This is a genomic window from Vibrio sp. HM8-C, from assembly GCF_058630515.1.
On record NZ_JBMMKS010000006.1, the window covers coordinates 180,541 to 194,380 of the forward strand.

Consider the following 13,840-nt stretch of genomic DNA (forward strand, 5'->3'; position numbering starts at 1 on the left):
GACTATGAGAAGGATGCTCGACAACCTATACCGATTCGCCGGAGCTATTTCCGGCGTCTGTATTGTCATCATTTGTATTACCATACTGGTTCGGGTTACAGGCCGATGGTTTGGTGTGGTGATTCCATCCAGTGGTGACATTGCAGGGTATCTATTGGCGGCCTCAAGCTTTTTGGCTCTTGCCTACTCTTTTCGTAGCGGCTCCCATATTCGTGTGAGCTTGTTTTTGCAAAAGCTCAACCCAAACACACTTGTCTTTGTCGAACGCACTATTCTTCTTTTCGCTTCTGTTTTAGTCAGCTACTTGAGTTACCAACTCAGCTTTATGGTTTGGGAATCTTGGGAATTTGAAGAAGTCACCCACGGCTACATTCCGATGCCTTTATGGATCGTTCAGTTACCCGTCTCGATTGGTAGCATCATCTTTGCTATCTCAGTCATTGATACTACAGTTCGTCACTTCTTAGGCTTAGAAATGATACCTAAATCTGAAGAGGAAGAGCTGGCAGAAGCTGAGCCAATTGATCTTAATGTGGAGTGTGTGGAGCAAGGAGCAACGAAATGAGCGAAATTTATATCGGCATAGTTTCCATTATTGTTCTTTTTGCTTTGCTAGCCAGTGGGACTTGGGTTGCTTTGTCGTTGATATCCGTTGGGATAGTCGGAATGCTGTTATTAGGCAATGATTCCTTCGGTCTTATCTACGCGACCTCAACATGGGGAGCGATTTCAGACTGGTCTCTAGCAGCTTTACCGCTGTTTATTTGGATGGGTGAGATTCTATTTCGCACACGTCTATCAAAAGATTTATTCGAAGGCTTAACCCCATGGCTAAGCCGTTTTCCGGGCTCATTACTCCATGTGAACATTCTGAGCTGCGGTATGTTTGCAGCGGTTTCTGGCTCTTCCGCTGCGACAGCAGCAACCATAGGCAAAATGACCTTACCAGAGCTTAAGCGCCAAGGTTATTCCGACAAGATGTCTATTGGCACATTGGCAGGTTCTGGAACATTGGGACTTTTAATTCCACCGTCGATCATCCTTATCGTTTACGGTGTTTCTGCAGAAGTCTCTATTGCTCGCCTATTTATTGCTGGTGCTATCCCAGGCATCATGCTGCTCCTGATGTTTGTGGGTTACACCGCTTTTTGGTCTCTGCGTAATAAACATGAAACGCCGCCAAATGAAGTGATTTATACGCTGAAAGACAAGCTTGGTGGTTTGCTCAAACTACTGCCAATTATATGTTTGGTTATCTTTGTACTAGGTTCTATCTACGCAGGTATTACTACCCCTACTGAAGCCGCATCTTTTGGCGTTTTAGGCTCATTAGTTTTAGCGTTAACAAGCCGCACACTGAACTGGGAGACCTTTACTCAAAGTTTAATGGGTGCAGTAAAAACCTCATGTATGATCATCTTCATTCTTGCTGGTGCTGCATTCCTAACTGTCACGATGGGCTTTATTGGATTACCAAGAATGCTGGCAGAAGAGATTGCTCTTATGCAGCTTTCGCCATACATGCTATTGGTTTATTTAACGATTCTGTTCGTGATTCTGGGTTGTTTCCTAGATGGTATTTCGGTGGTTGTACTAACTACATCTGTTGTACTCCCGATGGTAGTTCAGGCAGGTATTGACCCGCTGTGGTTTGGTATCTACATCGTTTTAGTGGTCGAAATGTCGCAAATTACGCCTCCTGTCGGCTTCAATTTATTTGTAATTCAAAGCTTAACGGGCAGAAATATTCTTTATATCGCCAAAGCAGCATTGCCATTTTTCTTCGTGCTATTGGCTGCCGTTGTGATCGTCACCCTCTTCCCACAACTGGTGACTTGGCTACCAATGAGCATGACGCAAAATTAACAGGAACAACCTGATGAATGATTCAAACACCAACAAAAACAGAATGCCGATTGTGTCTTCTTCTCACCTAGCGAGTAAAGAGGGGTCAAGCGTTAGTGAGTTTGAATATGCACTGACGATGATGAACAATGCTTTCCATCGCTGGATGCAGTCATGCAGTACAACAGCTGGAATGCCTGAGCTAAGCCCTCTCGATATTATGGTGGCACATAACATCTACCACCGTAATCGTCCAAAACGTATCACTGACGTGGCTTTTACTCTCAACATCGATGATTTACATACTGTCGCTTATTCCGTGCGAAAGCTTGTTAAACTTCAGTTAGTTGAAGGAGTGAGACAAGGTAAAGATACTTTCTACAATGTCACTCAAAGCGGCGAGGATTTTTGTAATCGCTATAAAGACGTTAGAGAACAGTGCTTGGTGGATGTGATCAAACGTATGGGAATGAATGATCAATTGAGCGACATTGCAACTATGATGCGCACGCTTTCAGGCTTTTACGACCAAGCGTCTAGAGCTGTACGCTCTTTGTAATGGACATAACGGATTAATAAGATGCAGGTAAAAGGCAAGCACTATTTGATGCTTCTCCTATTGGCAGCCATTTGGGGAAGCTCATTTCCATTTCTCAAAATCGTATTAGAAAGCTACTCACCTATCCTCACGGTTGCCATGCGTTTAACCTTGTCAGCTATTGCTATGTCGGTATTCATTTATGCCTTTCAGCTCAAAATTCCAACCGAGCTAAGAGTGTGGAAACACTATGCTGTTGTCGCCATTGTGGGGAATATTGTTCCATTCTTTTTAATTACTTGGGGGGAGCAATACATAGATGCGGCTTTAGCTTCAGTGCTAATGGGCTTAATACCTCTTGCGACGTTAATATCAGCACATTACCTCACTGACGATGAAAAGATGTCGTTACACAAGGTTATGGGCGTGATACTTGGCGGCGGTGGTGTGGTGGTGCTCATCGGCGTTGACGCGTTGCAAGGATTTGGAACACATATATGGGCACAACTTGCTGTTATCGTTGCAGCGTGCTGCTACGGAGTCTCTTCCGTCTATGCTCGCAGAAGTAAAATTACTCAATACAATCCATTGGCAAATGCCGCTGGAATTTTGATATGTTCGGCAGTGCTTTCTATGCCCATTGCTTTGATTGTGGATGATGTCAGCTCTTTTACTTTCAATGCTCGTTCCATGTCTGCGCTCTTAATTTTGGCACTTGCCTGTACCTGCTTTGCTTATTTCCTGCTTTACAACTTATTGGCGCAAGTTGGTGCGACTTTCACCTCTTTCAATAACTACCTCGTACCAGTATTTGGCATGGTCATAAGTGTGATGTTACTTGGTGATTCCATCAGTTCATCGACCTATACCGCTCTGACATTAATATTTATCGGCTTAGTGCTATCACAGAAAAAACCAAAACTACGCAGTGCTACTTCCAGATAAAACAAAAGCCAGATAAAGCAAAAGCCAGATAGTTTCGCTCGACTATTTGGCTTTCTTGATTAGCTATCAACAATGTATTTAGGAATGTGGCTTTAAGCTGCAACCGTAGTTTGATTACGACCTTGCTCTTTGGATTCGTAGAGCGCTTTATCTGCGTGCTCTAACCACTCAGAGTGTGTTCGAAATTTCTTATCAAAAGCACAGACCCCAAGACTGATGGTGTATCTGATCTCACCTTGCTCAGTGTTAACGACTTCTGCTTCAATACGCTTACGCAATCTTTCAGCAAAGTAACGCGCTTGGTCTACCGTTGTATTAGGTAGAAGCACTGTGAATTCTTCGCCACCATACCGCCCGCAATGATCGGATGATCGGGCTGTTTTACGCAGTATTTCCGCTGTTTTACGAATCACATCATCACCAGCTGAATGCCCGTAAGTATCATTGACCTTCTTGAAGTGGTCGATGTCGAAAATCACCAGTGATGCAGGGTCCTCTGTTGCGCTGATTTTCTCGTACTTTTGAATCAGCAAAGATTCCCAATAACTGCGATTCAGTAACTGTGTGAGACCGTCCGTACGGCTCATATTCGACAAGTGTTGGTTCGACTGTTCCAAATGCAGTTTGTTCTTCGCGATGTCTGAAACATCCTGAATCATGATACACACATGAGAGACATCACCATTGAGCGACTTCAAAGGGGTAACAACCATGTTCTGATACATGATTGTGCTTTCATTAGTATAAGGTGAATAGTTTTTGAAATGAAAAACGTACGGTCTATCTTCCCAACGAGAGAAAGTGCGAGTATCCAATTTCACAGCGGCATCAATTTTTGCCTTGAGCCATGCTTCAGGAAGATCTGTCACGACTTCAAACAGGTTCTTAGCCATAATTTTTGTCGATATGACCCCAGAGTAGTTCTGCATAAAACTATTCCATAGGCACACTTCATAATTGACATCCAGCACCACCAATCCAACGTCAATCGTATCTAACGCTTGGATTCCCCAATGGAAATCTCGCATATTTACAGTCAAATTAGGCATCAGAAAGATTCCATCATTTTATAAATTACTTTTACCGATTCCATATCAATCAACAGCAAAATGTCACACTGGAAATCGAGGTTTTCAGCAGAATAAGAAAACTCAATAGTAAATGCAGCCTTGTTAATTTTTTGCAGAGCAAGCAATTCTTTCTCGTAACTGTTGATCAGGACGGGCTGACGAAGTGTAAAGCTAACAGTAATAAGCTCCGCTAGAGCACGCAAGAAGGTTGATACCGCGAGATTAGAAATGTTAAGCAATGATTCGTTGCTGGTCGCGTCCTGTAACGGATAACCTAGACGCTCTCCCACTTTAGGAAACTCCTGACCACGAATAGTCACGAGTGATTCTCCATGAATACCTGCGCCAGTAAAGCGCTGAGTCACTGCGTTTACACTGTCTCGGTAGAGAACATCATGAACCGTCATTTCAAGGTCAGAAGGCTCCAATACGCCAACCGTAGGCAGCGGCATATTGATGAAATCACCCACACTGTCGGATATCAGTGCAACGCATTTGCCCAGCGCAATGTTGGTCAGCTCTCTAAACTTTGAATCTGGATCGATTTGAGGTTCTGTTGTTACTCGCTGAACGAAAGCACTTTCAACATTAGTATCTTTAAAAACAGACTCAAGCTGCTCAACTTTGAAAGGTTTTTCAATGAAGTCCGAAGCACCTAATGAAAAACAACGCTCTTTCGCAGCTTTCTGTACATCACCAGAAATGACAACCACTTTAGTTGGATATGAGTTTACAGGTAATGCCCCGAGGACATCATAGCCATCCATGACAGGCATAGTGAGATCAAGAAACACGAAATCGATTTGATTTTGACAAAGTACGTTAAGCGCTTCTCTGCCATTTTCCGCAAACAAAATCTCAACATTGTAAAAATTAGCAAGAGTCTGGCTTAAGGATTTGCGAGCTAATGCGGAATCATCGCAGATAAGAACTTTCATACTTTAATGTGACAACTTGGGCTAATCGACAAAATTGTTAAAATAATAATCATATTAACAAGGCATCTTCAATGCCAAAACTCACCCTCGTTTAGGAGAAAATGCCCCATTTTAAACAGAAGGTTTGAGCGAGAAATGAACTAAAGTCTTTGTAGTCAAGGCTTATAGCGCGCTGAAATTGTTCAGCATTTTTATCTCGCTATCGAGAATAATTAACGATTGTTTCAAAAATAAGACAATCATTTACATGAAAATTCGACTTCAGCAATTAAATAGCTATGCATATTTGATATTTTTATAAGTTAACCAGATGGTCAATATCTTCGTCAGAGATCTCGTGTCCTTCCTGTACCATGAAGCCACACATGTATCCTCCATTACGTTCAATTCTCCATACAATTTTGCCGCGCAAGGTTTCTCCTAATACATCAATCCTCATAGACGCATTGGATAGCTTTAAATAGTCTTGGGTAAAAATCTTCATACCATGGTTGGAGATATCGATAATCTGTACCGGAATTACCGGTTTAAACCAGCGGTTGAATAAACACGAAGCGGCTACCACTGTCCTAAGTTCAGTGCGAGTTGATTTACGGCGATTAATAAATGATGTAGCGGACACGGCATTACTCTAACTTCGAAAATTAAACGGTGAGTTTTCACTCGTCGCATAATCAACTTTAGTTGTTGGTTTTAATAGGCGCTACACCATATCGCTTAAAGGAGTGAATGTAGAGGTGAAATCTCTATTCTTCGTGTCGGAAGCATCCGATATCCGATACTGAGAGATAGTCAACCAAAGGGGAAAACAAGTATTAACTATTCAGATAGATCTCAGAACAATTGTGATTTTGAGGTTCTACGCGATTACGCCCGCGACTTTTTGCGATATACAGCTGTTTATCTGCAAGCTTAAAGAGTTGGTCGAGACTTTCATCATTCATTCGAATCGAAATACCAAAACTAGCGGTTATTGAAATGACTTCTCCATCAACGCTCAATGGCGTATTTTCAATAACTGAACGTAGATTCTCCGCACAACTTAGAGCTTCTGTCATATCGGTATTGGGTAACAGAATGACCATCTCTTCTCCCCCCCAACGCGCCACTACATCGCTGTTTCGACAGAACTTTTGCAACAGGTTGGAGATATGACAAAGCGCTCTATCCCCTACTTGGTGACCGTAATTATCATTGACGGATTTGAAGTAATCGATATCTAAAATGATAAAACTTACTGGCGCCTTAAACCTTGCACCATCTTGTAAAATCTTTGTTCCTGCCTGAACGAAAGAGTGTCGATTAAACAGTTGTGTAAGTGGATCAAAAGAAGAAAGAAATTTCGCAGTAATACGTTCGTTCTCTATTAACTTCAATCGATTAGCTAACACAAACGCCAGAATTAAAGCTTCGAGCAAAACGCCGTAGACGGCACCATTGTAGCCTTGATAAGTATAAGGAATTACTCCCCAAACAGATAAAGTGGTTAGCAGTAGACCTATCATGCTGCATGACACAGCCAGTAGAAAATACTGGGCATCTCGAACTTTGCCAAGATTCGCAATGCCGATCAGAATCATAATTAACGTTGTTACTGATAGGTATGCAAATGCCAAAAAGGCACTTGGCAGATGTTTTTGTAAAAAAACAAACACCGTAATAGCTGCTATTCCAAACGTAATATAGACACGAATGGCTCGGTCTAACTTAGGCATACGCTCTGGCAAATTCAGGAAATTGGAAACGAAGATAAGCCCGCATACTCCGTGAAGCACCATGAAGAAAAGCGTACTGTAGTTCTGAACGAGTGGCGAATTCGGATAAACCCATAAAAACGCATATCCGCTATAGCCTAAGTTCATCACGACAAAACAGGCAATATAAAGACAATAATATAGGCTGTCTGCCTGCTTCAAAGTGAAAAATAGGATGATGTTATAACCCACCAGCGCGAACAAGATGCCATACAAAACTCCTGACATTACGTGATTTACGGTGTCTTTCTGACGAGCTTCTTCGTTGGTAATAAGTTCGATGGGCAAAGTCATTGGATCAAATGACTGAGCTCTGATAAGAATAGTGCTCTCGCCCGGCGGAACTAAGAGGTCAAAAACAATACCCACATCAGGCACCAAATGATGATTCGCTTTTTCGCCATCACCTGAGAACCAATGCTTTAGCTGTGTTTCATTAGCTAAGTAGACATCCACTCTTTCCAGCCATGTCTGTCCAGCGGTTAATCGCCTATGTACAGCATCTTTCTCTATACTGTTTACAGAAAGCCTTACCCAACTCGCCTTATCACTAATACCAAAGTTAAGCAGACTATTGTCTGCCTCAGTAGTAGGTTTGTGTTGAAAATACTGTTGCGCCTCTGACAACGTTAGCGGTTGGTCAGTAGGCTCCTGAAAATATGAGATTTCAGTGACTAAAACACTTTGCTCATTATGGTCAGCATGAGCAAGATGCGGTAAGAAAATGAATGCAAATAAGATAGAAAATAAAATCCTCAGCATTTGCATGTCCTAATAACGAAGATTATCACAAAACATCGTTTCATTGATCCTCCCTGTTCAGACAATGAATGCGCTTGTTCACGGCGTGTAATCTAAACGATTTCATTAATGCCGTCTTATTCACAAAACTAATAGTATGACGTGTGTTTAATACCTTGCAATTAAAACCACCAACAAGGGTCTATTTTTTTAGCGGTTCGTATGATCTTTAAAAGAAAAAAGAAAGCATAAACTTGGGGATGAAAAGAGAATGATGCAGAAACAACAAAGCCCGCAATAAGCGGGCTTTGTTGTTTGTTCATAAAGAACGAATCTGGTGGGTCTAGGCGAACTCGAATCGCCGACCCCTACCATGTCAAGGTAGTACTCTAACCAACTGAGCTATAGACCCAAATTCTGTGTTCTAAGTATTCTTAACAGAATGAATGGTGCGTCCGAGTGGACTCGAACCACCGACCCCCGCCATGTCAAGGCGATACTCTAACCAACTGAGCTACGGACGCACTGCTTTAGAACGAAAGCGATATTATCGACAGAGGCTGAACCATGCAAGTGCAATTTCTATGTTTTTGAACCAATTGGCTCTTCTATCGACAGTTTGCTGTTTTTTTATTCACACTGTCGAAATCTTTATTTACAAAGGCTACCGACAATCTTATTAATAAGACTCGCGCAAGCCACTTCTCTTTAATTTTGTGATATTCACCCAAAAAACAGATTGATTGATTACTCTAAAAACGTAATATGGGATTTATCCGAAAAATGCCTAAGACAACCAACATCAAAGTAGTGAATGGACGTTCATATTTTCGATAACTCACACACTCTGAGAGCTTCCGTTTTATCGGGAGTCAGTCTTTTCATTTCTGTTATTGCACTCTGCTTTTCCCTTTTCCATTTTCACGTTGTCGGCAATTATTTTCTCTTAACGTTGGATCTGATATTAGGTTCCTACTCTTTCTATGCTTATCAGCTAGCAAAGAAGAACAAACATAAACGGTTCCACATTCAAATTTTCGTCTATTTACTGACGTTTGTTGCTTCCACCAGCATCTACATTCAGCCAATTGAGCACGGAACTTATGTTTGGACGATGTTATTTCCTGTTTTCTTTTACTCTTTGTTGGGATTGAAACAGGGAAGAATTTTTTGCTTCGTTGTACTAATGGTTCATTTGGCAAGTATTTATCACAAAATGGATTCTCACGAATCCATTGCCGTGTTGCCAACTTTCGTAAACCTGATTGCCTGCTACATATGTGTGTGGATCATTGCCCACATCTACGAATTTAATCGTAGAAACATAGAAAATTCATTAACTTATTTGGCATCGCGAGACTCTTTGACTGGCGCTCACAACAGACTGTCACTAACCTCAACATTCAAGCATTTTGAAACGCACAAAGACGAACAGACAACTCTTTGCTTGCTTTTCATTGATTTAGACTATTTCAAGAAAGTAAATGACCAATATGGCCATGATGCAGGTGACAAAGTTTTAATGGAAACCACTCGCATACTCAGCCAAGTAGTTGGTGACGATAATCTTTACCGTATTGGTGGTGAAGAGTTTTGCGTGACGCTATTCGATCATCCGATTGAGCAAGCAGAACAAATCGGTGAGCGTCTTCGTTCTATGATGAGTCATCATCTTTTCTCATTCGGCGATAAGAGAATTCAAATTACATTGAGTGTGGGGATCTGTGAATACAGTGATGGGGATAAGCTCAGTGACCTATTAAAACTTGCAGATATTCAACTCTATCAAGCAAAAGAAAACGGACGTAACCAAGTCCGTTTAAGTCGCTCTGCAAAAGATTTCGCCGAAGATAGCAGCACCTGCTGAGATTGCGCTACTCAATTTAGACGTTCAATATCCGCATCATCATCAAAATTATCGACTTCATACACCACGTTGTAGTTTTCTGTATAAGTACAATGTGGTTGTCGGCTGCAAGTAAAGAATCTACGCCCTTTAAAATCACCTTGGCTAGCGGTTTTGATTACCATTGGGCTGCCACAACGTTTACAAAAACGCACTTCTTTATCCGATTCGATGAGATCTATATGCGCGGCGAGCAAACGTCTCAATTTACTGACTTGATAACTCAGTTTTACGTTAGTTCCAATCAATGGAATGTTGGCTGACTTACACACATGAATAAGTAACTTCTCGCGCTCTACTTTACCCTTCTGCAGTTCCTTTCCATCATCCAGTTCAATCACGACCCTTGGCTCTAATGTACGAGCGTCGCAAACAACAAAGTCAAAATAACTTTTTGCAATTCGGTTATAGGCAATGAACCACTGCTTCTTATTATTGGTTTTAGTGGGGGTAATTAAATTCGCCATATTTACTTTCGCCAATACGACACCATGGTCCCCAACCGCCGTTCTCAGTGCGTTATAAAAAGCACTTTCCGACATATTTAAAACTGAACCTTTTGTTTTGTAGGCAAAGTCTTTGGTTTCATCACGACGAGTAACTGTTTTCTGAATGACGTAAAAAAATAAAACCAAAATGGCAACAACAATGAATATGTTGGTCATAATAAGAAGCTGACTCCTGAGCTAAACGACGCTAACACCTTAATTCATAACCGAAGTTAATTAGAAAAACCAGTATTGAAGGTAACTTTTGAGAGATGTTGATACAGCGAAAAACTTCTAGCAATTGATAATTGCAGTTTTAACTCAATAAATGGGAATTATTGATATTTTTCCACTATTGCCTGATATCGGGTCACACCATTTGAATCCTTGGTACTTTTTAGTTTGTCTAGATTCTTCTGCAACTCTTCTATCACAGCTTTATCGATTTTCTTATTGAAGGCGTAATAAATTTCACTCTGTTCTAAGGTGTAAACTGTTTCAAAGCTATCTGGCTCATAGCCCGCCTTACCAATTAACCAACCAGCAGAACGTTCGTCATACACCATTAAATCAATGCGATTTTTATACAGTTGTTCGATAAGCTGACTAATAACGCTCGCTTCTTGCATTGATTCCCTTGGAACACCCAATGAAAAGAGCATTTGTTCACCAACATCGTCCCGCATTACGCCAATGCGATAGCTCGCCATATCAATAGGCGAGTTAATTACAATGTTACTTCCTTTACGAGCCATTACGGTCACTTTAGTGATATCTATAGGCCCAACCCATTGAAAGAGTTCCTCTCTATGGACTGTTTTGGTGGTGGAGAACAGACCACTATTGTTCTGAATAAGTGCTGAGCGATACGAACGTGACCAAGGGAGTATGATGATATTACTGTCAGGTATATCTACGCCTGACATAGCAGCAACTTCACGCAATAAGTCTACAGAGATGCCTTTGACTTGCCCGTTTTCACGGAAATTAAACGGTGGGTAGTCTTCGGTGTAATAAATAAGAGACTCAAGGGTAGTTGCTGTTACAGCTGAAGTATGAACAGACAGCAATAAAAGCAAAGACATCAAAAAGTGTTTAAACATTTGACTCTCCCCTGAGGCAAAATTTTGCTTAGTGGCTTCTTTTACTTTAGATGGTTATCAAGATATTGCAGAACAATTAGACCTTAGCGTACAAACTTCTTGTAGCTGCGTTCAGGTCTTCCAACTGTGCCGTACTTGAGATCCGCGAGTAATTCTCCAGTGCTAATAAGATACTCAAGGTAACGCCTTGCCGTAGTTCGACTCGCTCCGATTTTCTCTCCGGCCTCATCAGCCGTCAAACTGGTAGGCGTTTGAAATAAATAACGAATTTTATCTAAAGTAACCGAATCAATACCTTTAGGAAGACGGTACTGTTTAGGTTCATCGCCTATATTTGCCTTCATCATTTTGTCGACGAGTGATTGGTCCAAATCAGCGAGCTTACCCAACTCCGCTTGCCTAATACGGTACTTGCTAAGTGCCGCTTCTAGACGAGGGAATATCACTGGCTTCAAAAGATAGTCAACAACACCACCTCTCATTGCTTGTTGCAATGTTTCAACTTCCCTAGCAGCAGTAATCAAAATAACGTCGCAACTGTCGTTCTGGCCTCTCATACGTTGAATGATGTCTAACCCCGTACCATCAGGTAGATAAACATCCAAAAGAACTAAATCTGGTTTAAGAACGTCTAGCTGCATCTCAGCTTCTGCCTGGCTGGTAGCAATACCGACCACTTCAAAACCTTCGATTTTATCCAGATATTTATTATGAAGCTGAGCTATGGCGACATCATCTTCGACGATCAAAACTCGAGTGTTCATTGCTGTTCCTTTGGTAAATAAACGGTAATACGAGTACCGAACGGTTTATTTGCAGCCATTTCGACTTGCCCGAGATAACGCTCGGTAAGCTGTTTAACCAAGTACAATCCAACTCCCCTGTTGTGTTTAGCTTTACTGGATACACCTTTCTGAAGCAGTTGCTCCTGAGTCAAGCCTTCAGGCAAACCACAACCTTGATCTTCAACTTCCAAAATCAATTCATGACCATAGTCGCTGATGGAAACCTGAATCACACGGCGATCAGGCGAAATATAAGTGCCACTTCGTATTGAGCTCAAGCAAGCATCAAAGGCGTTATCAATTAAGTTACCCAACACGGTAACAATATCTTCAGCTTTGATGTGGTCTGGTAGATTCTCTAGTTTGGAGCCTTGTTCAACAAAGAGTTCAAGACCAAGCTCTCTGGCTCTTTCTGTTTTACCAAGTAGCAACCCCGCTATGAGTGGATCTTTGACGGTCTCACGTAAAAATTCGATTAAGTTTTGATAGAGAGCCGTTTCCTGACCTATCAATTGTTGCACCGCTTCAAGTTCGCCCATTTGAACTAAGCCACTAATCGTATTCAGTTTATTGCGGTGTTCGTGAGTTTGAGAACGAAGCATCTCTGCATATTCTTTTGTTTGTGATAGTTGTTCCGTAAGATCGTTAATTTCATCCCTCAAACGGAAACTGGATACTGCTCCAACAACTTCTCCATCAACGATAATGGCACTTCGGTTTGCTATTAGCCTTTGGTTATTCAGGTACAACTCGATATCTTTATCCGTTTCTCCGGTTTCCAAAACCGTATAAAGGTCACTGTCAGGCAGAGAGTCCGTTAATAAACGATTTAACGCCAGATCTTTATCTAATCCTAAAATCTCACAGGCACTCTTGTTTATTGAACGTAGATATCCCTTTGAATCAATGCTTAAAATACCTTCTTTGATGGTACTCATCGTCACATCAAGCTCGACATAGAGGCGACCGATTTCTTCTGGCTCGAAACCCAAAATTGCCTTTTGGAAACGACGAGAAGCATAATTAGAGACAACAACGTTTGCTGCCACAACAAGCAAAGCCATACCCGTCAAATACATCAAAAAAGGTTCTATTCGATTTTGTAGTCGCTCAATCAGGTACCCGACAGAGACAACACCTATGATTTGTCCGCTCTCATCTCTAATGGCTGATTTGCCTCGAACCGACTTACCCAATGATCCTTTGGCGTATGAAACATAAGACTCTCCAGCGACCAAGGCTCGGTAATTATCACCACCAACCATTGGCTCACCAATACGTTCATCAAGCGGATGGACAAGACGAATACCTTGCTTATCACCTATAGAGATAAAAGCAGCACCGATCAGCTGTGTGAGATCTCGGAATCGCTCTTGTTGTTCTAACGTCGCATGTCCGGTTTGAAGCATATTGATAACGTTTGGTGATTGAGCAAGAAACGAAGCTACCCCTAATGCTTTCAATCCGACTTCTTCTTCTTGGCTATGTTTCACGTATGCAAAACCCGCTGCAACCAAAAGTAGCAGTTCAATCAAACCTGACAACGTCATTATGATTAACAAGCGTTTACGAAAGCTGATGCTGTTCCAAGTCATGTCTCACCTCCGCGCTGAAAGTAACACTTAATTAACATCGAAGCTAAATAGGTAACGAATAGTGTGAACAACTTATCGCTATAAAAAAGCTAATATTATTAGCGCTAAGAAAGAATCTAGACCTACCCCCAA

13 protein-coding genes and 2 tRNA genes are annotated in these 13,840 nt (G+C 41.6%); 5 read left to right on the forward strand and 10 right to left on the reverse strand.

From position 1 onward, the window contains the following. Positions 1-4 precede the first annotated feature (4 nt). From ACOSVQ_RS09580 to ACOSVQ_RS09595, 4 genes are read left to right on the forward strand one after another with little or no spacing between them, the layout of a single operon-like run. A complete protein-coding gene (locus ACOSVQ_RS09580) occupies positions 5-565 on the forward strand; it encodes a TRAP transporter small permease (RefSeq protein WP_491982359.1) in 561 nt (186 codons plus the stop codon). Further along, on the forward strand, positions 562-1,866 hold the full coding sequence (locus ACOSVQ_RS09585; protein ID WP_491982360.1) for a TRAP transporter large permease: 1,305 nt from the start codon (positions 562-564) through the stop codon (positions 1,864-1,866). The genes ACOSVQ_RS09580 and ACOSVQ_RS09585 overlap by 4 nt, the downstream gene beginning before the upstream one ends. Positions 1,867-1,879: 13 nt before the next feature. Continuing rightward, positions 1,880-2,404, forward strand: a complete 525-nt coding sequence (locus ACOSVQ_RS09590; RefSeq protein ID WP_491982361.1) for a winged helix DNA-binding protein — start codon at positions 1,880-1,882, stop codon at positions 2,402-2,404. Positions 2,405-2,425: 21 nt separating this feature from the next. Then, the gene (locus ACOSVQ_RS09595; protein ID WP_491982362.1) at positions 2,426-3,328 is read left to right on the forward strand and encodes a DMT family transporter; all 903 of its coding nucleotides are present in this window, start codon (positions 2,426-2,428) and stop codon (positions 3,326-3,328) included. 92 nt (positions 3,329-3,420) lie between these two features. Here the strand turns inward: ACOSVQ_RS09595 and ACOSVQ_RS09600 are convergent, their stop codons facing one another. From ACOSVQ_RS09600 to ACOSVQ_RS09625, 6 genes are all read right to left on the reverse strand, one after another. Beyond that, positions 3,421-4,377 carry a sensor domain-containing diguanylate cyclase gene (locus tag ACOSVQ_RS09600; protein WP_491982364.1) on the reverse strand — a complete coding sequence of 319 codons (957 nt, stop codon included), beginning with the start codon at positions 4,375-4,377 and terminating at the stop codon, positions 3,421-3,423. Further along, on the reverse strand, positions 4,377-5,336 hold the full coding sequence (locus tag ACOSVQ_RS09605; protein WP_491982366.1) for a response regulator: 960 nt from the start codon (positions 5,334-5,336) through the stop codon (positions 4,377-4,379). The genes ACOSVQ_RS09600 and ACOSVQ_RS09605 overlap by 1 nt, the downstream gene beginning before the upstream one ends. Before the next feature lie 295 nt (positions 5,337-5,631). After that, positions 5,632-5,958, reverse strand: coding sequence for a PilZ domain-containing protein (locus ACOSVQ_RS09610; protein ID WP_491982367.1), 327 nt, complete (start codon positions 5,956-5,958; stop codon positions 5,632-5,634). A gap of 193 nt (positions 5,959-6,151) precedes the next feature. Continuing rightward, entirely contained in the window at positions 6,152-7,852 is a 1,701-nt protein-coding gene (locus tag ACOSVQ_RS09615) for a sensor domain-containing diguanylate cyclase (protein ID WP_491982368.1), read from the reverse strand. A 314-nt stretch (positions 7,853-8,166) separates the two neighbouring features. Next, positions 8,167-8,243, reverse strand: a tRNA-Val gene (locus tag ACOSVQ_RS09620). A gap of 35 nt (positions 8,244-8,278) precedes the next feature. Beyond that, a tRNA-Val gene (locus ACOSVQ_RS09625) sits at positions 8,279-8,355 on the reverse strand. Positions 8,356-8,645: 290 nt separating this feature from the next. Here ACOSVQ_RS09625 and ACOSVQ_RS09630 point away from each other — a divergent pair. Beyond that, complete coding sequence (locus ACOSVQ_RS09630; protein WP_491982369.1) at positions 8,646-9,698, forward strand: GGDEF domain-containing protein; 1,053 nt, start codon at positions 8,646-8,648, stop codon at positions 9,696-9,698. A gap of 11 nt (positions 9,699-9,709) precedes the next feature. Here ACOSVQ_RS09630 and ACOSVQ_RS09635 read toward each other — a convergent pair whose 3' ends face one another. The 4 genes from ACOSVQ_RS09635 to ACOSVQ_RS09650 all read right to left on the reverse strand — a co-directional run bounded on the left by ACOSVQ_RS09635 (position 9,710) and on the right by ACOSVQ_RS09650 (position 13,708). Next, entirely contained in the window at positions 9,710-10,402 is a 693-nt protein-coding gene (locus tag ACOSVQ_RS09635; protein ID WP_491982370.1) for a DUF2726 domain-containing protein, read from the reverse strand. Between the two features lie 158 nt (positions 10,403-10,560). Next, positions 10,561-11,328 (reverse strand): substrate-binding periplasmic protein, encoded by a 768-nt coding sequence (locus ACOSVQ_RS09640; RefSeq protein WP_491982371.1) that lies wholly within the window; start codon positions 11,326-11,328, stop codon positions 10,561-10,563. Positions 11,329-11,411: 83 nt separating this feature from the next. Beyond that, positions 11,412-12,092 (reverse strand): response regulator, encoded by a 681-nt coding sequence (locus tag ACOSVQ_RS09645; RefSeq protein WP_491982372.1) that lies wholly within the window; start codon positions 12,090-12,092, stop codon positions 11,412-11,414. Continuing rightward, a complete protein-coding gene (locus ACOSVQ_RS09650) occupies positions 12,089-13,708 on the reverse strand; it encodes an ATP-binding protein (RefSeq protein ID WP_491982373.1) in 1,620 nt (539 codons plus the stop codon). The genes ACOSVQ_RS09645 and ACOSVQ_RS09650 overlap by 4 nt, the downstream gene beginning before the upstream one ends. Positions 13,709-13,840 lie beyond the last annotated feature (132 nt).